This is a genomic window from Pseudomonas sp. CFBP 5748, assembly GCF_053850495.1.
The window spans coordinates 85,475-107,712 of the sequence record NZ_JBSPTN010000006.1 but is presented as its reverse complement, the minus strand read 5'-3'; the positions used below and the strand labels follow the sequence as shown (position 1 = coordinate 107,712).

15 protein-coding genes and 2 pseudogenes are annotated in these 22,238 nt (G+C 60.2%); 6 read left to right on the top strand and 11 right to left on the bottom strand.

The features are described from left to right. Nucleotides 1–69: 69 nt before the first annotated feature. The gene (locus ACWNZ1_RS15455; protein ID WP_256453685.1) at nt 70–1,689 is read left to right on the top strand and encodes an FMN-binding glutamate synthase family protein; all 1,620 of its coding nucleotides are present in this window, start codon (nt 70–72) and stop codon (nt 1,687–1,689) included. A 139-nt stretch (nt 1,690–1,828) separates the two neighbouring features. Here ACWNZ1_RS15455 and ACWNZ1_RS15450 read toward each other — a convergent pair whose 3' ends face one another. Then, the gene (locus tag ACWNZ1_RS15450; protein WP_135846999.1) at nt 1,829–3,250 is read right to left on the bottom strand and encodes an amino acid permease; all 1,422 of its coding nucleotides are present in this window, start codon (nt 3,248–3,250) and stop codon (nt 1,829–1,831) included. Between the two features lie 512 nt (nt 3,251–3,762). On the opposite strand from ACWNZ1_RS15450, the gene ACWNZ1_RS15445 reads away from it, so the two are divergent. Then, a complete protein-coding gene (locus ACWNZ1_RS15445; protein ID WP_135847000.1) occupies nt 3,763–6,870 on the top strand; it encodes a transglycosylase domain-containing protein in 3,108 nt (1,035 codons plus the stop codon). A gap of 21 nt (nt 6,871–6,891) precedes the next feature. Here the strand turns inward: ACWNZ1_RS15445 and ACWNZ1_RS15440 are convergent, their stop codons facing one another. The 9 genes and pseudogenes from ACWNZ1_RS15440 to ACWNZ1_RS15400 all read right to left on the bottom strand — a co-directional run bounded on the left by ACWNZ1_RS15440 (nt 6,892) and on the right by ACWNZ1_RS15400 (nt 15,720). Further along, complete coding sequence (locus ACWNZ1_RS15440) at nt 6,892–7,386, bottom strand: CS1 type fimbrial major subunit (RefSeq protein ID WP_256453687.1); 495 nt, start codon at nt 7,384–7,386, stop codon at nt 6,892–6,894. 189 nt (nt 7,387–7,575) lie between these two features. Continuing rightward, nucleotides 7,576–8,073 (bottom strand): CS1 type fimbrial major subunit, encoded by a 498-nt coding sequence (locus ACWNZ1_RS15435; RefSeq protein WP_256453688.1) that lies wholly within the window; start codon nt 8,071–8,073, stop codon nt 7,576–7,578. A 214-nt stretch (nt 8,074–8,287) separates the two neighbouring features. Continuing rightward, nucleotides 8,288–8,770 (bottom strand): CS1 type fimbrial major subunit, encoded by a 483-nt coding sequence (locus tag ACWNZ1_RS15430; protein WP_256453689.1) that lies wholly within the window; start codon nt 8,768–8,770, stop codon nt 8,288–8,290. A 47-nt stretch (nt 8,771–8,817) separates the two neighbouring features. Beyond that, nucleotides 8,818–9,561: a molecular chaperone gene (locus ACWNZ1_RS15425; RefSeq protein ID WP_256453690.1), complete on the bottom strand. Its 744-nt coding sequence runs from the start codon at nt 9,559–9,561 to the stop codon at nt 8,818–8,820. Nucleotides 9,562–9,622: 61 nt separating this feature from the next. Next, entirely contained in the window at nt 9,623–10,858 is a 1,236-nt protein-coding gene (locus ACWNZ1_RS15420) for a hypothetical protein (protein ID WP_256453691.1), read from the bottom strand. Between the two features lie 67 nt (nt 10,859–10,925). Further along, nucleotides 10,926–12,125, bottom strand: a complete 1,200-nt coding sequence (locus ACWNZ1_RS15415) for a hypothetical protein (RefSeq protein WP_265073112.1) — start codon at nt 12,123–12,125, stop codon at nt 10,926–10,928. A 216-nt stretch (nt 12,126–12,341) separates the two neighbouring features. Next, a pseudogene (locus ACWNZ1_RS15410) lies at nt 12,342–13,606 on the bottom strand (hypothetical protein). A gap of 11 nt (nt 13,607–13,617) precedes the next feature. Then, nucleotides 13,618–15,108: pseudogene (locus tag ACWNZ1_RS15405) on the bottom strand (TcfC E-set like domain-containing protein); the annotation flags it as partial. Nucleotides 15,109–15,234: 126 nt separating this feature from the next. Then, a complete protein-coding gene (locus tag ACWNZ1_RS15400) occupies nt 15,235–15,720 on the bottom strand; it encodes a CS1 type fimbrial major subunit (RefSeq protein WP_256453693.1) in 486 nt (161 codons plus the stop codon). Between the two features lie 429 nt (nt 15,721–16,149). On the opposite strand from ACWNZ1_RS15400, the gene ACWNZ1_RS15395 reads away from it, so the two are divergent. The 4 genes from ACWNZ1_RS15395 (at nt 16,150) to purT (ending at nt 19,379) form a co-directional block, all read left to right on the top strand. Continuing rightward, nucleotides 16,150–16,716: a PadR family transcriptional regulator gene (locus ACWNZ1_RS15395; RefSeq protein ID WP_135847007.1), complete on the top strand. Its 567-nt coding sequence runs from the start codon at nt 16,150–16,152 to the stop codon at nt 16,714–16,716. After that, a complete protein-coding gene (locus tag ACWNZ1_RS15390) occupies nt 16,709–17,494 on the top strand; it encodes a siderophore-interacting protein (RefSeq protein WP_256453694.1) in 786 nt (261 codons plus the stop codon). Before ACWNZ1_RS15395 ends, ACWNZ1_RS15390 begins: the two co-directional genes overlap by 8 nt. Before the next feature lie 133 nt (nt 17,495–17,627). Continuing rightward, nucleotides 17,628–18,095 (top strand): VUT family protein, encoded by a 468-nt coding sequence (locus ACWNZ1_RS15385; protein ID WP_135847009.1) that lies wholly within the window; start codon nt 17,628–17,630, stop codon nt 18,093–18,095. Between the two features lie 102 nt (nt 18,096–18,197). Continuing rightward, nucleotides 18,198–19,379: a formate-dependent phosphoribosylglycinamide formyltransferase gene (gene purT / locus ACWNZ1_RS15380; RefSeq protein WP_063324546.1), complete on the top strand. Its 1,182-nt coding sequence runs from the start codon at nt 18,198–18,200 to the stop codon at nt 19,377–19,379. Nucleotides 19,380–19,574: 195 nt separating this feature from the next. On the opposite strand, the gene ACWNZ1_RS15375 is transcribed toward purT, so the two are convergent. Then, nucleotides 19,575–21,989: a glucose/quinate/shikimate family membrane-bound PQQ-dependent dehydrogenase gene (locus tag ACWNZ1_RS15375; protein ID WP_135847011.1), complete on the bottom strand. Its 2,415-nt coding sequence runs from the start codon at nt 21,987–21,989 to the stop codon at nt 19,575–19,577. Nucleotides 21,990–22,238 lie beyond the last annotated feature (249 nt).

Here is a 22,238-nt window from a genome sequence, read left to right as displayed (position 1 = left end):
CAAGCTCCCTCGCCACGGATTGCATTCCAAGCTAATGTCTCGCTAATTGCTCAAACCCAAGGAAACCGCATGAGCCTGTCTCTGTTGAGCCGTTACGCCTTTTTTGCTGGCTGTGTGATCTTCACCCTCGCCAGCCTGCCGTTTCTGCAACACGACTGGCTCTGGCCATTCACACTGGTGACCGGGCTGTTGAGTCTGCTGGGGCTGTTCGACCTGCTGCAAAGCCGCCACGCCGTGCGGCGCAACTATCCGATCCTGGGCAATATCCGCTACCTGGTCGAAGGCATCCGTCCGGAGATCCGCCAGTACCTGCTCGAATCCGACAGCGACGCCCTGCCCTTCTCCCGCGCCCAACGCTCACTGGTGTATTCCCGGGCCAAGAACGAAAGCGCCGACAAACCGTTCGGCACTTTGATCGACGTTTACCAGACCGGCTTCGAATTCATTGGCCACTCCATGCGCCCGGCACCGCTGAGCGACCCCAGCGGTTTTCGCGTGACGGTCGGCGGTCCGCAATGCACCCAGCCATACTCGGCCTCTGTGCTCAACATCTCCGCGATGAGCTTCGGTTCCCTGAGCGCCAACGCCATCCGGGCGTTGAACCAGGGCGCCAAACTCGGCAACTTCGCCCACGACACCGGTGAAGGCAGTATCAGCCCCTACCACCGCGAACACGGCGGCGACCTGACTTGGGAGCTGGGCAGCGGCTATTTCGGTTGTCGCACCAGCGACGGGCGCTTCGACCCGGAGCGCTTCGCCGCCCAGGCGCAGAACCCGCAGGTGCGAATGATTGAAATCAAGATGAGCCAGGGCGCCAAACCCGGCCATGGCGGAATTCTGCCCAAGCACAAAGTCACCCGGGAAATCGCCGAAACCCGCGGCATCCTCATGGGCGAGGATTGTGTTTCGCCGTCATGCCACAGCGCGTTTTCCACACCGATCGAATTGATGCAGTTCGTCCAGCAACTGCGTGAACTGTCCGGTGGCAAACCGGTGGGCTTCAAGTTCTGCCTGGGTCACCCGTGGGAATTCATGGGCATCGCCAAGGCCATGCTGGAAACCGGGATCCTGCCCGACTTCATCGTGGTGGACGGTAAGGAAGGCGGCACGGGCGCGGCGCCAGTGGAATTCACCGACCACATCGGCGCGCCACTGCGCGAGGGCCTGCTGTTTGTGCACAACACCCTGGTGGGCCTGAACCTGCGGGACAAGATCAAGCTCGGCGCCAGCGGCAAGATCGTCAGCGCCTTCGACATCGCCAGCGTCCTGGCCATCGGCGCCGACTGGGCCAACGCCGCGCGCGGCTTCATGTTCGCCATCGGCTGCATCCAGTCTCAAAGCTGCCACACCAACAAATGCCCCACCGGCGTCGCCACCCAGGACACCCTGCGCCAGCGCGCCCTGGTCGTCCCGGACAAGGCCCAACGGGTCTACAACTTCCACCGCAACACCCTCAAGGCCCTGGCCGAAATGCTCGCCGCCGCAGGCCTCGAGCATCCATCGCAATTGCAACCCAAGCATTTGGTGCGGCGTATGTCCGCGACTGAAATCAAGTTGTTTTCCCAGTTGCATGTGTTCTTGAAGCCGGGGGAATTGCTGACCGGTGAGGTCAATGGGGCGTTTTATTCGCGGATGTGGCAGATGGCGCGGGCGGACAGTTTTGAACCGCGGGAGGTGGCGGCGGCGTAGCGGCGGTACCTAATCCTGGGTTCTGTCGGTAGCCGGTCTACTGTAAGAACTAACAGGTGCCCCGCCCGTGGGTACATCGGCCGCCCCAACAAAAAGCCCCGATCATCCGACCGGGGCTCTGTTTTACATCGCGGTTAACTTACGACGCCGAACGCACCGCTCCCTGCACGTCACCGGTCGGTTGCAACTTGAAGGTATAAAACAGCACCGTCAGCAGCACCAGGAACGCCGGGCCCACGTACAAGGCCACGCGGGTGTCCGGGAAGTACGCCATCAGGCCCACCACCAGCACCAGGAACGCCAGCGCCAGGTACGAACTGACCGGGTAAAGCCACATGCGGTATTTCAGGGCCGCACGCTCTGAAGCGCTCAGGCTTTTACGGAATCTGAGCTGGGCCAGCAGGATCATCACCCAAGTCCAGATCGCGCCGAAGGTGGCGATGGAGGTCACCCAGACGAAGACTTTCTCTGGCACCAGGTAGTTGAGCAGCACACCCAGAAGCAATGCGGCGATGGACAGCAGTAACGCGCGGCGCGGCACGCCGTTGGCCGAGGTGGTGGCAAAACCGGCCGGGGCCTGGCCGTTCTGCGCCAGGCTGTAGAGCATCCGCCCGGTGCTGAAGATACCGCCGTTGCAGGACGACAGCGCCGCGGTGATCACCACGAAGTTGATGATCCCGGCGGCGGTCTTGATGCCCAGGCGCTCGAAGGTCATCACGAAAGGGCTGCCCTGGGTGCCAATCTCGTTCCACGGGTAGATCGAGAGGATCACGAACAGCGCGCCAACGTAGAACAGCAGGATCCGCCAGAACACCGAGCCGATCGCGTTGGGGATGGTTTTCTGCGGGTTCTTCGCTTCACCGGCGGTCAAGCCGATCATCTCCACGCCCAGGTAAGCGAACATCACCATTTGCAGGGACATCAACACGCCCTGCATGCCATTGGGCATGAAGCCGCCGTGGGTCCAGAGATTGGAAATGCCCAGGGCCACGCCGTCGTTGCCAAACCCGAAGGCGATGATGCCGACGCCGCCGATGACCATGGCGATGATGGTCACGATCTTGATCAGGGCGAACCAGAACTCGAACTCACCGAAGGCCTTGACCGCGATCAGGTTGATCGAGCCCATGCTGATCAGTGCGGCCAGGGCCCAGATCCAGCGGGGCACGTCGGGGAACCAGATGCCCATGTACACCGCCACCGCGGTGATCTCCGCCACGCAAGTCACCAGCCACAGGAACCAGTAGTTCCAACCGGTCAGGAAACCGGCCAGCGGCCCGAGATAGTCCTGGGCATAACGGCTGAACGAACCGGCCACCGGGTTGTGCACGGCCATCTCACCGAGGGCGCGCATGATCACCAGGATCGCCAGGCCACCAAGAATGTAGGAGAGCATGATCGCCGGACCGGCCATTTCGATGGCCTTGGCCGACCCGAGGAACAGCCCGACACCGATACAGGCGCCAAGCGCCATCAGGCGGATATGCCGCTCACCGAGCTCACGTTTGAGCGGACCACCCTGAGCGGTCTCGCCATGGGGCAGATGATTGCCGACAGGCATAGGGATACAACCTCGTCTTGTTATTGGATTAACCACCGAGTCTCCAAAGCCGCAGGTTGGTAAACCTGCCACCTTGCCGAAACCAGTCTGCTTCGTGGACAGACCGCCCTGTAGAACAACGCCCTCAGGGTCAGCGGGTCGTGCAGTATAAAAAGCCAGGGATAGAGAGTTTCACTGTAAAACCAGGGAAATTCAGGGATAAGCCGCAGTAAAAACTGGGTTTATGGAGATGCATTGCCTGGGATTGCAGATATTTCAGCGATGTAAACGCAGGCGAGTATTGCACAGAGAGGGTGCAGCGTCATGCCGTGGCACAGCGACGGCGTTCGGCATCCGATGGCTCTAGCACAAGGCTCTTTGGCACAGTTGAGCCTGCGGCGAGGGAGCCCATTAGACAATGACGTCAACGAGCCCTTGTGAATTGGCTGCCAACAATTTCCCCTCCCCCCACGCCAACCACCGTCTAAGCTTCAACCAAGTCCGATCAATCTGCGTGAATGGATCAGTCGACTATGGGCGCTTTGTGGCAAACCGATTCGAATACTCCTATGGCCCCGACTGAACGTATGGAAGAAGCACCTTTACCCCCAAAAAAACGCCGCGCACGACATGGCTGGCGGGCGTTTTGGTTGTTGCTGTTGATTATCGTCGTAGTGGTCGGCCTGGCTGTGGCCAAGGAAATGCGCACGTCGCGATTTCAGGCCCGAGAGATCAGCAAGTACGCCGCGTCCTTGAGTTATTCGGTACAGCCGGGGGCCAGCGATGCCATCGTCTATCCGGGTACGGGCCCGTTCGACCGGAGGTTGGGCTATAGCTCAATGGGGGAATTCCTGCCGCGCTTGCTCAAGCGCGATTATGTGATCCAGGCCCAGGCGCGCTTTTCGCCGGCCTTGATGGACTACGTCGAAAGAGGCCTGTTCGTGCCCTACGCGGAGAAGATCCAGGTCGGGCTGACCATTACCGATTGCCGCGCCGCACCGGTGTATCAGTTCAAGTACCCGCAGCAACTGTATGCGAGTTTCGAAGCGATCCCGCCGGTGGTGGTGCAAAGCCTGTTGTTTATCGAAAACCGCTTTCTGCTCGACCCCAAGCAACCGTTGGCCAACCCGGCGGTGGACTGGCCGCGCTTCGGCATGGCGGCGTGGTCGCAAGTGGCCAAGCTGTTGAGTTTGCCAGGGCAGTCCGCCGGCGGCAGTACGCTGGCGACACAACTGGAAAAGTACCGCCACTCCCCCGAAGGCCTCACCGTGTCGGGCGCGGAGAAGATCCGCCAGATGATTTCCGCCAGCGTGCGCGCCTACCAGGCGGGCCCGCAAACCCTCGAAGCACGGCAGCGGATCGTGCGCGACTACCTCAACAGCGTGCCGCTCTCCGCCGTGCCCGGGCATGGTGAAGTGCACGGTATGGCTGAGGGCCTGCGGGTCTGGTACGGCGCCGATTTCAAGCGAGCCAATGAGCGCCTGTTCAGCACCGCGACGGATCCCCAGAGCCTGGCGGAAAAAGGCCTGGCCCTGCGGGAAATGCTGTCGTTGATGATCGCCCAGCGCCGGCCGTCCCATTACCTGTCCAAGGGCCGCGAGGAACTGGCGCGCCTGACCGACAGCCACGTCCGGCTGTTAGCGCAAAACGGCGTGATTGACGGCGCGCTGGCCGAGGCGGCCCTGGCGAGCAAGGTCAGCTATCGCGACTGGGTCCAGGACCCGACCGTGCAGCCCAACGAAACCAACAAAGGCATCAGCGCCGCCCGCAGTCGCCTTGCCACACTGCTCAACCGTCCTTTATACGACCTCGATCGCCTGGACCTCTCCGCCACCAGCACCTTGCAAAGCGACTTGCAGGCGCAGGCCACCGAGTACCTCAAGCGCCTGGCCGACCCGGCGTTCGCCGCCGAGATCGGCCTGATGGGTGAACGCCTGCTGACCCCCACCAGCACCACCCAGGTGCGCTACAGCTTCACCCTGCTGGAACTGACCCCCGACGGCTCGCGGGTACGCGTGCAAACCGACAGCACCGACCAGCCTTTCGATATCAACGAAGGCAGCAAACTGGAATTGGGCTCCACCGCCAAGTTGCGGGTCCTCACCACATACCTGCAGATCATCGCCGAACTGCATGAACGTTATGCCCAGGAGACCCCGGCGGCGTTGAAAAAAGTCGAGGTCGCCGAGCCGGACCACCTCTCGCGCTGGGCCGTCGACTACCTGATCCAGAACAGCGACCGCAGCCTGCCGAAAATGCTTGAAGCGGCGCTGGATCGCACCTATTCGGCCAGCCCGGGCGAGGCGTTTTTTACCGGCGGCGGGCTGCATACCTTCCACAACTTCCGCAACGAGGACAACGGGCGCATCCCCACCTTGCGCGACTCCCTGCGTGAATCGATCAACCTGCCGTTCATCCGCCTGATGCGCGACCTGGTGCGCCACGCCACCTACGCCGGGCCGAACAACAGCTCCGAACTGCTCAAGGACGACAAAGACCCGCGCCGTCAGGAATACCTGGCCCAGTTCGCTGACCGCGAGGGCACTTCGTTTCTGCTGAAGTTCTGGAAGAAGTACCAGAAGAAAGACACTGGCCAGCGCCTTGAAACCTTTCTCGACGGCATGCGCCCCACTGCGATCCGCCTGGCCGCCGTGCACCGCTACTTCTTTCCCGGCGACAGCCAGGAGAGCTTCAACCTCTTCGTGCGCTCACACCTCAAGTCGGCCAAGAGCGCCGAAAAACTGACCGACGAACGCCTGGAACGGCTCTACCAAAGCTACGGCCCCGGCGCCTATGACCTGCCGGACCAGGGTTTCATCGCCAAGGTCCACCCGCTGGACCTGTGGTTGATGGGCTACCTGCTGAACAACCCCGACGCCAAATTCAGCCAGATCGTCAAGGCCAGTGAGTTCGAGCGCCAAGAGGTCTACAGCTGGCTGTTCAAGAGCCGGCACAAGAGCGCCCGGGACAGTCGCATCCGCACCATGCTGGAAATCGAAGCGTTCCTGGACATCCACCAGCGCTGGCAGAAAGTCGGCTACCCGTTCGACCATCTGGTGCCTTCGCTGGCCACCGCCATCGGCAGCTCCGGCGACCGCCCTGCCGCCCTGGCGGAACTGGTAGGCACCATCCTCAACGACGGTATCCGCCAACCGGCGCTGCGCGTCGACAGCCTGGACTTTGCCGTCGATACGCCATACGAGACACGGCTGGTGAGCAACCCGGATAACGGCAAGCGGGTGATGCCGGTGGAAGTGGCCCGGGCCCTGCGCGGCGCGCTGTCCCAGGTGGTGGATGCCGGCACCGCGAAACGCGTTGCCGGCAGTTTCAAACTGGCCGACGGGACCCCGCTGGCCATGGGTGGCAAGACCGGCACCGGCGACAACCGTATCGAAGCCGTCGGTTCCGGGGGACGGGTGATCAGCTCCAAATCGATCAACCGCACCGCCACCTTTGTGTTCTACATCGGCGACAGCCACTTCGGCACTCTCACCGCCTTTGTCCCGGGGGCTTCGGCGCAGAACTTCAAGTTCACCTCAGCCCTGCCGGTGCAAGTGCTCAAGGGCATGGCGCCGTTTCTATCGCCTTACTTGCAGCCGGGGAGTCATACCCAATGCAAGCCGTTGGTGGCCCGGCAATGAGTCACGGCGTGGCGCGGTGAGTTACAGGCTGACCCGAGGAACTGCGTCGAATACCACGGTGAAATTACCGGTGTAAAAACCTGACTGGGATGGAGTAATCGAAATCGGCGCGGAGAGGTGCATCTCAGCCGTCATGCCTGGCGTGGACGTGGCGTCATCTACCACTTCCTGCGGCAAGTGGTTCAGATAAACGTTGTTGAACATGACGGCAATAAAAATCGGTCGATTACGGCCATTGTCCAACCAGTTTGACCCATCAATGTAAGCATGGACCGAACCGTCGGTGTTCTTCACATCGAACATCTGGCGCACAGGACTCAATCTTTTGCTCACGGGGTTGTAGTGCATAACCTCGTTCTTACCAAACTCCGGATCCCGTGGCTGCACATGAAACTGCTTGTTCGGAATGTTCGCGGTGATATGGATGGCGGCGCGCGCATCATCAGCGGCCAACACTAATGAAGGACTCAGGGCTGCAACAGCCCAGGCCGTAACGAACACTATTTTTTTAAACATATCTGTTCTTCTAAGTAATAAACAAAAAATACCCGTGGCACTACGAGCTACAGGGTTCGATCATTCCCACGCTCTCGCGTGGGAATGCCGCCAGGGACGCTCCGCGTTCCGCTTCAGGAGGGTGACGCAGAGCGTCATGGGATGTATTCCCACGCAGAGTTTTGAAACGATCTGCAGCCTTTATGCGCCTTACAGGGCAGAAGACCGAGGAACTGCATCGTAAATCACGGTGAATTGGCCGGTGTACAAGCCTGGTTGGCGTTCGACCGGCATGCCAATAGGACGGATGACCATCTCGGCCTGGGTGCCTGGCGTGGACGAGGCATCATCCACGACTTCTTGAGGCGAGCCATTGAGGTACACGCCGTTAAAGATGACACCCAGAGGAATATCAATCCGGCCATTGTTCAGATAAGCCCCACCCTCCTGTATGTAGGCGTGGATCGAGCCGTCGGTATTCTTCACATCAAAGGTCTGGCGTATGAAACTCAAGCTGTTTTTCACAGGGTCATAGTGCATCACCTCGTCCCTGCCAAAGTCTGGGTTGCGTGGCTGCACATGGAATTGCTTGTTCGGAATGTTCGCGGTGATATGGATGGCTGTAAGTGCATCATCAGCCGCCAACGCCCATGAAGGACTCAGAACTGCAACGCCCAAGGTCATAGCGGATATCATTTTTTTTAACATGCTTGACACCTCTTTTTTGTAATAAATGAAAGGCAGATTCCGTGGCGAGAGTGTTTTGCGAAACGTCGCACCGCAGCAGCCCCCCAAAAAAACCAGGCAGCGCGGTGCAACAGATAAACCGCATCGCCTGTGTTACGACTGCTTCGCAGCCGAGAGGGGATAAATCCCCTCGCCACAGAAGACTCGTTGCCCTGACGCCTTCGGGGAACCTGGCTCACGGTGCAACTGCATCGAACACCATGTGCACCGTGCCGTAGTACTCACCCGTCCTGTAGCCGTCATCGGGCTTGATCGCGGCGATTTCCAGCGGCACCTGGCGTCCGGGCCTGGCCTCGAGGGCCGACACCACCTGGGTCGAGTCCAGGGTCAGTTCGACGTTGTTGAACTTCACCTTCAAATCGATACGCTCACGGCCATTGGATAAATAAGCCTCCTCGGCCAAGCGCGCACCAATGGCCCCGTTGCTGTTCTTCACCTCATAGGTCGCGCGCAACGGGCTGAGCTCGCTGGTGATGTTGCTGAAAGGCAAGCGTTGCTCACGCTGGACCAACTGCGGGTCGAGGGGCAGCACATAAAAATCGTTCGTCGGGATGGTCACGTGGAGTTCGAACGTTTCCCGCTCGACCGCGCCCCAGGCCAGGGCCCAGGGCAACATCAGGGCGGTCAACGCGAGGGGGCGTAGCAGTGTCTTGGACATATTTTTGATTACCTTTGGCGTCTGCGACGGTTGGGCGACGGCAACCGTCAACCCTTGATCTCGACGGCTTTGCTCTTGCCGCCCTCGATCAGCGTGAAGCGATATTCACGCCCCGCCTCCTTGTCGAAGGAAAACGTGCGACCGGCCATGACGTGGTGCTTGGTGGTCGGCCGGCAGTCGTTTTCCTGCTTCACTACGCAATCCTTGAACTCATCGATCACCACGACGCTATTGCCGTTGTTGCGCATCACGTAACGATTGGCGTTGTCATCGATCACCGTCTCGAAACGGGTGTCCTTGGGCCGCACGAAAAACACCGTGCCGTAGCCCGCCAGGACCTTGACCCCCGCCGCCACACGTTCCTTCTTGTAGGCTTCGCGCTCCTCGGCACTGACGGCAAATTCATCCTCGGCTTCGGGCACCACCGGCACGAAACGCACCCGGAAGTAACGCTCCTTGTCGCGGTTGCCCATGAACAGCAACCGGGTGCCCTGCATGCCGTTGGCCGGCACGATCAGCCGGGCCGGACTGGCCATCAGGCCATCCTTGGCCATAGCGCTGGCCTGGTCCTGCAGGGGCACTTCCTGGTAGCTGCCATCCTCGTTGTAGAGAATCTCCAGGATGTTGACCTTGACGAATGCCGTGGAGGTTCCCCCGTTGAACACCCGTTTCATGTAGGTACTTTTGTCACCGTCAAGGTAGTCGTAGACCACCCCGACACCAATCTGCGGCCCGGCCTGGGCCGCGCTGCAAAACAGAAAAAAACCAACCCATGCCAATAGATGTTTCATCACTTCTGAACCTCATGTATTAAACGCAACTTGCTAAACACGGACGGACGGCACACACCCTTCAAACCTCTGAGTCCCAGATCACCGTAACGCTGCCGGTATAGGTGTCAGGCTCACGGTCCAGCATCGCCGCGACACTGGCGCTGCGGATCTGGAAATGCAGGGTTGCGGGCTTGCGGTCGATGTACCGGAGCGGGAGAAATCGAACAGGATTGCCAAAACTTCCAACCGGCACCGTTCGACGGTAGACCGGTTGCCCGTCGGGATTGGTCAAACCGTCGGGCAGCGTCACATAGACATCCACCGGGTAGTAAATGGCGGAACCAGGTGCCGTTACACCGCACTCGGTGCCGGCCATGTACCGACACTCGAGCTTCATCGTGAAAGGTGAAGACGTCGAGATCAGGAACTGATGGTCGCGAAACAGCACCGTCGGTTTGCTACCGTTGCTCAACCAGGCTTTCCAGCCCTCCCGAGGCTCCAATTCAACCCGGTTTCCTCCCGGTGGAATTTCAACCTTGAGGACATGCTCGACATCCAGTGTGAAATTGAGCGTGAGCGCCGAATCATTGGGGACCACGACGTCTCCGAAGTCGAAGTCCTGGCCCGGCCCGATGCCGAACGTCAGCGAGCCCCGGTACTGGCCGCCCGCCATTTTCAAGGGATTGGGCGTACGCAGCTCGTAGGCGAAGCTCAGGTCCTGATACTCGAACCGAGGGATCAGGTATTGGGACGGTTTGGCGCATGCGCCCTCTACCGGCGTGCGCCAGAAGAACCACGCGTGGGAAAGACTGGCGCCCTGCCTCACACAGGGCGCCGGGGCTTGCCACCAAGTCGAGCCGAATATCATGTTATAGGCGGTTTCGGCACTCACGCCGCCTCCGACAATGTCAGGCGCGTCGGGTGTCAGCTCGATCGCCCCGCCCATTCCAACGACGCGCATTTCCAGCGTTTCAGTGTGGCCTGTACCTGAATGAGTCACCTGCACCGTACGCCAGTTGGCCGGCGCCTTGAGCATCGCACCTTGCCGGATATCTTCATGATTGGCCTGGATAGGCCCCCCTGAAGCAGCCGTGCCCAATCTCAGGCTGAACATCCCTGCCGACTGGCACAGCGCGACAAACTGTTCGCAATAACCGCTGTTTCGCGTGGTATTGACGAACCTATTCTCTTGCGGCTTTGCGCTATCGGCCCTGAATTGCGCGGTAATGTCCACGGTGGCGGCCTCGACAGCCGGCAAGTAGGCAAACCACACCGCTGTAGCCATACCGCTTGCAAGTTTCCTTTCTAGTTTCATCTAGGCAACCTCATGCATCCGAGCGAATCGTGGCTGGGGAAAACGTCCGTTGAGCAAACCAAGGGTTTTAAACTTCCGAATCCCAAATCACGGTGACGTTGCCGCTGTACGCCTTCGCGCCACTGTCGAGCATGTCTTCGACGTGGTTGCGGGCAACTTCAAAGTGCAGGGTTCCGGATCGGCGATCGACATAAAACCCCGGCTGGAACAGTTCGGTACCACTGCCGTCGCGCAGTAACCGGCGACGGTTGACCGGTTGCCCGGCGGCGTCGGTCAAGCCATCGGGCAGGCTGACGCCGACATCCACCGGCACGGCATGGCCGGTGGCGGTTTTGGAAATCGCGCAGGTATTGCCGCTGACGTATTGGCATTCGAGCGCCATCTTGAAACGCGAGGACGCCGAGATATGGAAGCGTTGGTCACGGAACAGCCGGGTCGGTTTGCGCCCGCTGTTGAGCCAGGATTGCCAGCCTTCCTGGGGCTCCAGGTCGACCCGGTTGCCGCCGGGGGGTACTTCGATCTTGAGGGTGTGCTCAACAGTCAACCTGAAATCAAGGGTGAGGATCGGATCGGAAGGGATCATGACATCACCCATGTCAAGGTCCTGGCCCGGTCCAACGCTGTAAGTCAACGACCCCGTGTAGAGACCGCTCGACATTTTCAGAGGGTTTGGGGTCCGCAACTCGTAGGCAAAATCCAGATAATCGTAGGTAAAGCTCGGGATCAAAAAACTAGCTTTTTTGGAGCACGCAGCTTCGACCCGGGTTTTCCAAAAAAAACGGTATGTAGTCGCGTTCAAGCCCCCATGACCGGTATATCCGCAAGGTGGGGGGGGATTCACCCAACTATTCCCATACCCACCCCATAACCGGTTATGGGCCAATGTAATGTCAATATCCGGATTACCTATGAGATTCAGGACGCTCGTTGGAAGTCGATATCTCGAGCCGATCCCTGAAAAGCGCACTTCAACGGTTTCGGTTTCACCCGTACCCGCATGAGTCACCTGTGCGGTACGCCACTCGGCGGGCACCTTGAACGTTGCCCCTTGCCGATAGTCGGTATGATTCGCCTGGATAGGGCTGACCGAATTGAATGTGATAGGCAACTGAATGCTGAATATCTTCGTCGCTGCGCAATCCGTCGGAAAGAAGGTGCAGTAACCAGAGACCGGCGTGGTATTGGTAAATTGATTCAGGTTCGGCTTCGAGGCATCGGGCCTGAATACTGCGCTGATATCCCGGCTCAAGGCATAGGCCGTCGGCATGCCCGCAAACAACAAGGCAAATACCGTGGCTACTCGATATAGAGAAACACCTCGCTTGAGGATGTTCGAACGACTCATGTTCACTCCAATAAAACTGCGACAGGTAAGCCACCCAACTGTGGGAGCGAGCCCGCTCGCGATGACGGCGGCACATTCAAAATCGAGACAAGCTGACCCACCGCTATCGCGAGCAGGCTCGCTCCCACAGGGGATGGCCTATACCTCGGAATCCCAGATCACCGTGACATTGCCGCTATAAGCCTTGGCGCCACTGTCGAGCATCTCTTCGACCTGACTGCGCCCTACTTCGAAGTGCAGGGTCCCTGATCGACGCTCGACATAAAAACCCGGCTGGAACAGTTCGGTGCCACTGCCATCACGCAGTAGCCGACGCCGGTTGACCGGTTGCCCAGCGGCGTCGGTCAAGCCCTCGGGCAGGCTGACGCTGACATCCACCGGCACGGCATGGCCGGTGTCGGGTTCCGCGACCGCGCAGGTATTGCCGCTGACGTATTGGCATTCGAGGGCCATCTTGAAACGCGAGGAGGCCGAGATATGAAAGCGTTGGTCACGGAACAGCCGGGTCGGTTTGCGCCCGCTGTTGAGCCAGGCTTGCCAGCCTTCCTGGGGCTCCAGGTCGACACGGTTGCCGCCGGGGGGGACTTCGACTTTGAGGGTGTGCTGGACTTCGAGATTGAAATTGAGGGTGAGCGCCGAGTCGTTCGGGAGCATGATGTCGCCCATGTCGAAGTCCTGTCCCGGCCCAACGCTATAAGTAATCGACCCCGTGTAATGCCCCGTCGACATTTTCAACGGGTTGGGCGTGCGCAATTCGTAGGCAAGATTCATCTGTGAATATTTGAATCCCGGAATCAGATATTTGGTTTGCTTGGCGCACGTCACATCCTGTTCCGGGGTTATCCAGAAAAACTCAAAACCGGTAAAACCGAAGTGGTTACTTACCGAAGTGGCTCTGCATGGCTGGGGGGCACGCCGCCAATTACCTCCTACCCATAGTTTTTCGTGGCCCTCGTAGATACTCCCCCCCCCCCCGACGATGTCGATCACACTCTCGGACAAGGTGTACCCCCCCCCCAACCAGCGATGCGCACGGAAAGCTCCTCACTTTCGCCAGTCGCCGAATTAACGATCTGCATCGTTCGCCAGCCACCCGGTATCGTGACCATGGCCCCCTGACGGATGTCTGGCTGATCGGGTTGAATGGGACCGGATGACTCAAAATCCAGCCCCCTCACCAACATACTAAATAGGCCCTCGGCGGCACATTGTGCCGGGAATGTGTGACAAAACCCCGAAACCAGCGTGGTATTGACGAATTTATTGTCCATAGGCTTCGCCGGATCGGGCCGGAATACTGCGGTGATTTCCCTGGTAGCGGCATTAGCCGTTGATAGACCAGCAAGGAGCGCGGCAAACAACACCGAAACCATGCCGCGTCCTGCCGTCGATAAACATTTCATCAATACAACCTCAACCGTCCATTGATAGAGGTCTTGTTGCTCAAGCGATGGTTGACCGACAGCGAGGAATTGCTGGTCTGGCCGACGAACACATTGCGTTGGCGGATGCGGGTGCCGTCCGCCAGGGTTTCATAGGTGTTACGGGTGTCCAGCCAGCTGCGGTTGTGGCTCGCCACGATGCTGCCCTGGCCGTAGCTGTACAGGCCTTGCACGTCCATGCCGGTGCCGTACTGCTGGGTCTGATAGACGTTGGCGTACAGGCTGGTGTTGCTGCCCAGCGTCCAGTCCACCGAGGTGCCCACTTGCAGTTTGTCCTGCACCTGGCGCGTGGAGGCACCGAGGATCACCCGGGGATGCAGCAGGTAATTGAGGCCCACGCCTGCCGTGGTGAAACCCGAGGGCTGGTCTTCCCAGTTGCTCCAGAGCCTGGTTTCGCGCCCGGCGAACAGGTTGTAGCGCCAGCGATCCTCGGAATTGCTCCAATTATTGGGCTTGTAGACCAGCTCCTGGCTGGTGGCGGTGGTTTGCCCGTCCTCGACCAGGCGCACTTCCACTTCATAGATGCCGCCGGGCAAGGGCCGGGTGTCCAGGCTCTGCAAACCGGCACTGACCGCCTGAGTATTGATCAGCAGGCCGTTGCGATAGATCTCCACCGAAGCCTGACGGCTGGCGGTGACATAAATGGGGTAGACGCTAGGTTTGGGATTCTCCATCACCAGGCTGTCGGAGCTGCCGTACATCACGCCGAGTGCGGTGTCCGGGTTGGCACCGAACGCACGGATCTGACGGTTCAAGCCATCGGAACTGGGGGTGAAATAACCCAGGCGGAAAAAACTCCCTTCCATCTCCCGTTGGGTGTAAAGCTCATGGACGGCGTGGTACAGCTTGTCGTCCGGGCCGCCAAGACGCGAAAGCTGAAGGTCCAATGACTGGCTCCAGTTGCCCAGGCTGGAACTGGCGTTGAGGCCATAACGCCCGCCCGTGTCCTGCTCCTGGCCGCCATTGATGTTCAGTTGGTTGTTGAAGATCAGGCCGAGGCTGCCGCCTTCCGGCTGATCGTGGTAACGCTTGATTTCGTTGGCTCGCTCCACGTCCCTGGTCAGGATCGACACCAATGAATTTTCCAGGCTGTAGTGCACAGCCAGCAGTCCGGATGGGCATTTGTCTTCACAGGCGCCCAACTGTGGTCCTTGCTTGAGATGCTGTTCCCATTGCTCGCGCTCGACAGCTTTTATCGGGCTGTCCTGCGTGTCGTTGAATTCGAGCAGGGTAATACGATCATCCCGGGTCAAGACCACCATGGCTTCACCGAGATACTGTTGATTGAGTTCGACACGAACCGCCAGAGGCACATCGAAAAAGTGCGATTCAAACTCGGCCGGCAGCCCCTTGGCCTGGGCTAGCAGGCTTCTGGGTGTGGTGCCGGGGGCAGTCGGCGCAGCCAATGCACTCGCGCACAAACATAGCGCGAGGGCACCCGCGATGGGTGTCATCGGAAACATCAACGGATTCTCATAATCAGCGAACGATCAGGGCGTTTCAGGTGCGGGCCGCCCGGCGGGGGAGCGCCGGACGGCCTGCGGCAATACCCGTTAAACGAGGTGAAACTCAGCGGGCATCGATCGACATCACGGGCGTGGCACGGCGTCGAAGATCACGGTCATGTCAGCGGTGTACAGGCCGTTCTGGGTATCCAGGGGCTTGGCCGCGACGATGGTCATGTCAGCCTGGGTACCTGGAGTGGAGGTTGCATCATCGACCACTTCCTGAGGGGTGGCGGTCAGGGTGACGCCGTTGAACTTGGTGGTCAGGGCAATAGCATCACGACCGTTGTACAACGCTGCCGGGCCACCCTCAATGTAGGCATGGACCGAACCGTTGGTGTTCTTCACGTCGAAGGTCTGGCGCAGGGAAGTCAAGGTGCCAGCGACGAGGTTGTAGTTCATGACCTCGTCTTTACCGAAGTTCGGATCACGTGGCAGCACATGGAACTGCACGGTCGGGATGTTCGCAGTGATGTGGATCGAGGAGCGTGCATCGTCGACGGCGAACGCCGCCGAAGAACCCAGGGCAGCAGCAACCAGAGCAGTACCGGATACGAATTGTTTGAGCATGTTGTTAACACCTGTTCTTAAGCATAAAGAGAAGGGTTGAAGTTGCAGCCCAACAACCGCTTGGCCTGTCCCTTCAACGCCGGGGCATGATCGGCTCTCTTTAATAAAAAATAAGCAGGCACTTTCCCACAAGCGCGTAGTACATCCGGTATATGAAATAGAGAAAAAGACACTAAGTTTGATAAAAAAGAAGTTTGGATGTCAGAAACAACCCACATAACCAGGCTACACGGGACTTAATCATTACAAATGTATGCAACCCCTATCCCTGCCGGCCCCGGACATAGAGCATTCGTGTAAGGTTTTTTTGCAAAACCCAAGTAAGTCCCGGTAAATAAAAATACATCTTAGTTCCAGAACATATCAAAGATACATCTTTGGATAAAGATATATCTCAATTCTATCTTATGCAGAATGGAGAACAGGCATATGACAGTTACTTATTCCCTTCCCAAACACGATGGCTTCGAAGGTCGCCCGGCAGTCCGTGAGCGTGGCAGCCGTGGACCGAGGATCTTCGCCTCCGGTGACCTGAAATTGCTGTCGCTGGCGCTGATTGCCGAACAGCCTTGCCATGGTTATGACCTGATCCGCCGGATCGAGCAGATGTTCGACGGCGCCTACAGCCCCAGCCCCGGCGTGATCTATCCGGCCCTGACCTTCCTGGAAATGAGCTCAATGGTCACCTGCGGGGTCGACGACGGAAAAAAATGCTACAGCGTGACCGACGCCGGACGTCTATCCCTTGAAGAGCAGGCCGTGGCGCTGGAGGAGGTGCGGATGCGCATTGAAACCAGCAAGCGCACGTTGCGCGGACAGGATCGCCCCCCGGAAATCCACGAAGCGGTGTATAACCTGCGACATGCGCTGCAAAAGCACCACGGCCGCTGGAGCCCGGAAGAAACCCAGCGGGTGCGCGACCTGCTCAACGACACCGCCAAAGCCATCATCGACGGCCCCGACCGTCCACCTGTTTCGGAGTCAAGCAATGACTGAAGTCGATCCAAACACCATTCACCGCGTCAACCACGAGATCAAACGCCGCCGCCTGGAAGTCTTGCGCGTGCAAGACCTGACCCCACGCATGCGCCGCATCACCGTCGGAGGGCCGGAACTGGCCGGGTTCGTCAGCCTGGGCACGGATGATCACGTGAAGCTGTTTTTCCCGCAGAATGCCGAGGAACGCGCCGCCCTGGACACCATCGACCCGAGCGCCGGCAAGGCCCAGGGCCCGATGCCGGAAATGCGCGACTACACCCCGCGCCGTTATGACCTGGACACCCTGGAGCTGGACATCGATTTCGTGCTCCACGGCGACGGCCCTGCCGCGACCTGGGCGACCCAGGCGACGCCCGGGCAATACCTCAACATCGGCGGGCCACGGGGTTCGATGATCGTGCCGGACATCTTCGACAGCTACCTGCTAATCGGCGACGAAACCGCCCTCCCCGCCATCGCCCGCCGCCTCGAAGGCCTGGCGCCCAACCGCCGGGCGCTGGTGGTGGTGGAAGTGGAAAACGGCGCCGAGCAGCAGATTCTCCAGAGCCCGGCACACGTGCAGGTGATCTGGGTGCTGCGCGAAGGTCGCCGGGACAACCTGCTGACCACCGTGCAACAGCTGGAAATGCCCAGTGGCAAGCTGTACGCCTGGGTCGCCACCGAGAGCAAGGTATCGCGGCAGATTCGCAAGGTGTTGCTCGAGGAGAAGGGGGTGGATCAGGAGTTCTTGAAGGCGGTGGGGTATTGGAAGGCGGAGGGGAGTGAGGAGGAATGAGGTGCGGCGTGCTGGCCTGCTAAAGTACCCTGCACCACTGACCGTGCACACTTGTGTGGGAGCAAGCTTTGCTCCCACAGGGCTATCGTTGCTCTTGAATGCTTGATCAAAACTCCACCAGGTACCCCGCCCCATGCTTTTCCTGCTCGCCTACATCGCCAGCGTCGTGCTGATCAACTATGCATTCTCCGCCGCACCGCACCTGGACATCATCTGGTCGGCCTGGGGCGGCTTGGTGTTTATCCTGCGGGACATGGTGCAGACCCGCTTCGGCCATGGCGCCATCGTGGCGATGCTGGCGGCGCTGGTGTTGTCTTATGTCACCTCGGACCCGACCATCGCCCTGGCCAGCGCCACGGCGTTCGCGGTCTCCGAGTGCATCGACTGGCTGGTGTTCACCATCACCAAGCGTCCGCTGCATGATCGGCTGTGGATCAGTTCGGCCCTGAGCATTCCCCTGGACACCTTTATCTTTTTCGGCCTGATCGACGCGCTGACGCCGCCCGTGGTGATCACCGCCCTGGCCTCGAAATTCGCCGGGGTCACGGTGGTCTGGCTGATCATGGCCTGGCGTTTACGCAAGCAAACCGTCGCCGGCTGAAGCCAAACCCCGTGGTTCATGTAAAATGCCGCGCTTTCTCCCTATGGGAAGCTCGCCCGGCGCGCAACCCGCGATGATCCGCTCCTGTTTGAGGACCTTCAGATGACCCGTATCGGAACTCCATTGTCGCCCACCGCGACCCGCGTTTTGTTGTGTGGCAGCGGTGAGCTGGGCAAGGAAGTGGTAATCGAACTGCAGCGCCTGGGCGTTGAAGTGATTGCCGTGGATCGCTACGCCAACGCGCCGGCCATGCAAGTGGCCCACCGCAGCCATGTGATCAACATGCTCGACGGCGCCGCCCTGCGTGCGGTGATCGAGGCCGAGAAGCCGCATTTCATCGTGCCGGAAATCGAAGCCATCGCCACCGCCACCCTGGTGGAACTGGAAGCCGAAGGCTTCACCGTGATCCCTACCGCCCGTGCCGCGCAGTTGACCATGAACCGTGAAGGCATCCGGCGCCTGGCCGCCGAAGAGCTGGGGCTGCCGACTTCGCCGTACTTCTTCGCCGACACCGTCGAAGACTACCGCAAGGCCGTCGAAACCCTAGGTTTCCCCTGCGTGGTCAAACCGGTGATGAGTTCCTCGGGCAAAGGCCAGAGCCTGCTGCGCAGTGCCGATGACGTGCAGAAAGCCTGGGACTACGCCCAAGAAGGCGGCCGTGCCGGCAAGGGCCGGGTGATCATCGAAGGCTTCATCGATTTCGACTATGAAATCACCCTGCTCACCGTGCGTCATGTCGGCGGCACCACCTTCTGCGCGCCGGTCGGCCACCGTCAGGAAAAGGGCGACTATCAGGAGTCCTGGCAGCCGCAAGCCATGAGCCCGGTGGCCCTGGCCGAATCCGAGCGCGTGGCCAAGGCAGTGACCGAGGCCCTGGGTGGTCGCGGCCTGTTTGGCGTCGAGCTGTTCATCAAAGGTGATCAGGTGTGGTTCAGCGAAGTTTCGCCGCGCCCCCACGACACCGGGCTGGTGACGCTGATTTCCCAGGACCTGTCGCAGTTCGCCCTGCACGCCCGCGCCATCCTCGGCCTGCCGATCCCGCTGATCCGTCAGTTCGGCCCATCGGCCTCGGCGGTGATCCTGGTGGAAGGTCAGTCGACCCAGACCGCCTTCGCCAACCTCGGCGCCGCCCTGAGCGAACCGGACACCGCCCTGCGCCTGTTCGGCAAGCCGGAAGTCAACGGCCAGCGCCGCCTGGGCGTGGCCCTGGCCCGCGACGAATCCATCGAAGCCGCCCGCGCCAAGGCGACCCGGGCGTCCCAGGCGGTGAAGATCGAGTTGTAAGCAGTATCGCTTGCCTCATGGTGATCTGTGGGAGCAAGGCTTGCCCGCGATGAACGATAACGCGGTCCACCTGAAGACCAGGGCGCCAGCATCGCGAGCAAGCTTTGCTCCCACAGTTAACTTGGGGTGACATCGGGCTAAAGAAAAAGGCGACACCCGCAAAGGTGTCGCCTTTTTCATGAGCGCCGGTTTTGCTTAATCCGGCAGCTTGTACGCGATCACATAGTCACCCTGCTTGGTGCCCAGGGAACCATGACCACCGGCAACGACCAGCACGTATTGCTTGCCGTCCTTGCCGGTGTAGGTCATCGGCGTGGTCTGGGCGCCGGCTGGCAGGCGGCCTTCCCACAGTTGCTTGCCGTTTTTCACGTCATAGGCACGCAGGTACTGGTCGAGGGTGCCGCTCAGGAACGCCAGGCCGCTGGCGGTGGTGAACGGGCCACCCAGGCTCGGTACGCCCATGCTCAGCGGGATCGGTACCGGCGAGCTGTCACGCACGGTGCCGTTCTTGTGCTTCCACAGGGTTTTATTGTTGGTCAGGTCCACCGCCGCGACATAACCCCACGCAGGCGCCTGGCAAGGCAAGCCCATGGGCGAGAGCAGCGCTTCGAGGATCACGCCATAGGGCGCGCCCTTGTTCGGCTGTACGCCTTCGGTCTCGCTCTTGCGACCCGGACCACCGGCCACTTCTGCCGCCGGTACGAGCTTGGACTTGAACGCCATGTAGCTCGGGTTGACGAAGGCGATCTGGCGCACTGGGTCAACCGAAATGCCGCCCCAGTCAAACACGCCGAAGTTACCTGGATAGACGATCGAGCCTTGCAGCGATGGCGGCGTGAACATGCCGTCATAGCGCAGCGACTTGAAATCGATCCGGCACAGCATCTGGTCGAACGGGGTCACGCCCCACATGTCCCGTTCCTGAAGGACCGGCGGCACGAAGTTCAGGTCAGACATCGGCTGAGTCGGCGAAGTGTGATCGCCTTCCACCGCGCCTTGCGGCACCGGGATTTCCTTGATCGGCACGATCGGCTGGCCGTTGCTACGGTCGAGCACGTAGATGCTGCCTTGCTTGGTGGAAGCCAACACAGCCGGTTTCACACCGTCGGCGGTCTTCAGGTCCATCAGGGTCGGTTGACCGCCGACGTCCATGTCCCACAGGTCGTGGTGGGTGAACTGGAAGTACCAGCGCACCTTGCCGGTGGCGATGTCCAGGGCGGTCAGGCCAGCGGCGTATTTTTCCGATTCCGGCGTGCGGTTACCACCGAACTGGTCGGGGGTCTGGTTGCCCATCGGCAGGTAGAGCATGCCGAGTTTTTCATCGACGCTGAACATCGACCACATGTTCGGTGAGTTGCGGGTGTAGGTCTGGCCTTCGGCAATCGGCGTGGTGTCATCCGGTTTGCCGCTGTCCCAGTTCCACACCAGTTTGCCGGTGTGTACGTCGTAGGCGCGGATCACACCGCTTGGCTCGTCGGTGGAGACGTTATCGGTGACGTGGCCGCCAATCACTACCAGGTTTTGGGTGACTGCCGGTGGCGATGTCGAGTAGTAACCGCCCGCCGTGAAGCCACCGATGTTGGCGGTCAGGTCGACCTGGCCTTTGTCGCCGAAGTCTTCGCACATCTTGCCGGTGTCGGCGTTGAGGGCGATCAGACGGGTATCGGCGGTCGGCAGGAAGATCCGCCGTGGGCACGAGGTGCTGGCCGGCGTGGTGCTGGCAGTGCCGGTGGGGCTCTGTTCGGCCGAGGCGTAGGCGGCGTCATCGTGATAGGTCACGCCACGGCAGGTCATGTGGGCCCACCCCTTGAAGTTTTCGGCTTTTTGCGTGGAAAGCTTCGGATCGAAACGCCAGATTTCCTTGCCGGTTTCCGGCTCCAGGGCAATCACCTGACTGTGGGGCGTGCACACGTAGAGCATGCCGTTGACCTTCAGCGGGGTATTTTCCGCGGTGGTCTCACCCGGATCGTTCGGCCCTGGCAGGTCGCCGGTGCGATAGGTCCAGGCCGGCACTAGTTTGCTGACGTTCTCGGGGGTGATCTGCGCCAGCGGCGAGTAACGATCGCCATGGGCGCTGCGGCCATAGGAATTCCAGTCGCCGTCCGGCATCGCCGGTGCAGTGTTGGTCATCCCTGGCACGCTGTCGCGGTCCAGTTGGCCCTTGATCTCGCCCGGGTTGGTGAACTGGCTGGCGAGGGCGGCGACACCGGCGATGACCACGGCGGCACCCAATGCGCGGGTTCCCGTGGCCGGGGCATCGGCGCTCAACAGCGGGCGGCGGAACCACGGCAGCAACATGACGATGCCCAGGGCAAACAGCATCGCCAGGCGCGGCACCAGTTGCCACCAATCCAGGCCCACTTCCCACAACGCCCACACGGTGCTGGCGAACAGCACCAGCGCGTACAGGCCCAGGGCCGCACGACGGGCCATGATCAGCAGCACGCCGGTCAGCGCCAGGCCGATACCGGCCAGCAGGTAATACCACGAGCCGCCAAGCGTGCTCAGCTTGACTCCCCCGGCCAACAGGGCCAGGCCCATCAATAGAAGCAGAATGCCGAGCAGGCTCGGTAGCAGACGGCTTCGACTCAAAGCACCCTCAGTGCTCATAGTGTGATTCTCCGTGACGTTTTAAGGAGTCCCGCGCAAGTAGTCACTGTAGATGACGATCTTGCGGGGGCATGGTTCAGTAAAAAAGGTAATTGGGTGGACGCGGACCATTGTGGGAGCGGGCTTGCTCGCGAAAGCGGTGTGTCAGGCGACTTCTACGCCGGAGGTGAAATCGTCTTCGCGAGCAAGCCCACTCCCACAGAAAGTCGTTCGTCATGCGCCCAAAGACAGCGCTGTCTTTCAGAGTCT

Coding starts and splice junctions, on each gene's coding strand:
- ACWNZ1_RS15455 (WP_256453685.1), top strand. CDS start 70: ATGAGCCTGTCTCTGTTGAGCCGTTACGCCTTTTTTGCTGGCTGTGTG.
- ACWNZ1_RS15450 (WP_135846999.1), bottom strand. CDS start 3,250: ATGCCTGTCGGCAATCATCTGCCCCATGGCGAGACCGCTCAGGGTGGT.
- ACWNZ1_RS15445 (WP_135847000.1), top strand. CDS start 3,763: ATGGGCGCTTTGTGGCAAACCGATTCGAATACTCCTATGGCCCCGACT.
- ACWNZ1_RS15440 (WP_256453687.1), bottom strand. CDS start 7,386: ATGTTTAAAAAAATAGTGTTCGTTACGGCCTGGGCTGTTGCAGCCCTG.
- ACWNZ1_RS15435 (WP_256453688.1), bottom strand. CDS start 8,073: ATGTTAAAAAAAATGATATCCGCTATGACCTTGGGCGTTGCAGTTCTG.
- ACWNZ1_RS15430 (WP_256453689.1), bottom strand. CDS start 8,770: ATGTCCAAGACACTGCTACGCCCCCTCGCGTTGACCGCCCTGATGTTG.
- ACWNZ1_RS15425 (WP_256453690.1), bottom strand. CDS start 9,561: ATGAAACATCTATTGGCATGGGTTGGTTTTTTTCTGTTTTGCAGCGCG.
- ACWNZ1_RS15420 (WP_256453691.1), bottom strand. CDS start 10,858: ATGAAACTAGAAAGGAAACTTGCAAGCGGTATGGCTACAGCGGTGTGG.
- ACWNZ1_RS15415 (WP_265073112.1), bottom strand. CDS start 12,125: ATGCCGACGGCCTATGCCTTGAGCCGGGATATCAGCGCAGTATTCAGG.
- ACWNZ1_RS15400 (WP_256453693.1), bottom strand. CDS start 15,720: ATGCTCAAACAATTCGTATCCGGTACTGCTCTGGTTGCTGCTGCCCTG.
- ACWNZ1_RS15395 (WP_135847007.1), top strand. CDS start 16,150: ATGACAGTTACTTATTCCCTTCCCAAACACGATGGCTTCGAAGGTCGC.
- ACWNZ1_RS15390 (WP_256453694.1), top strand. CDS start 16,709: ATGACTGAAGTCGATCCAAACACCATTCACCGCGTCAACCACGAGATC.
- ACWNZ1_RS15385 (WP_135847009.1), top strand. CDS start 17,628: ATGCTTTTCCTGCTCGCCTACATCGCCAGCGTCGTGCTGATCAACTAT.
- purT (WP_063324546.1), top strand. CDS start 18,198: ATGACCCGTATCGGAACTCCATTGTCGCCCACCGCGACCCGCGTTTTG.
- ACWNZ1_RS15375 (WP_135847011.1), bottom strand. CDS start 21,989: ATGAGCACTGAGGGTGCTTTGAGTCGAAGCCGTCTGCTACCGAGCCTG.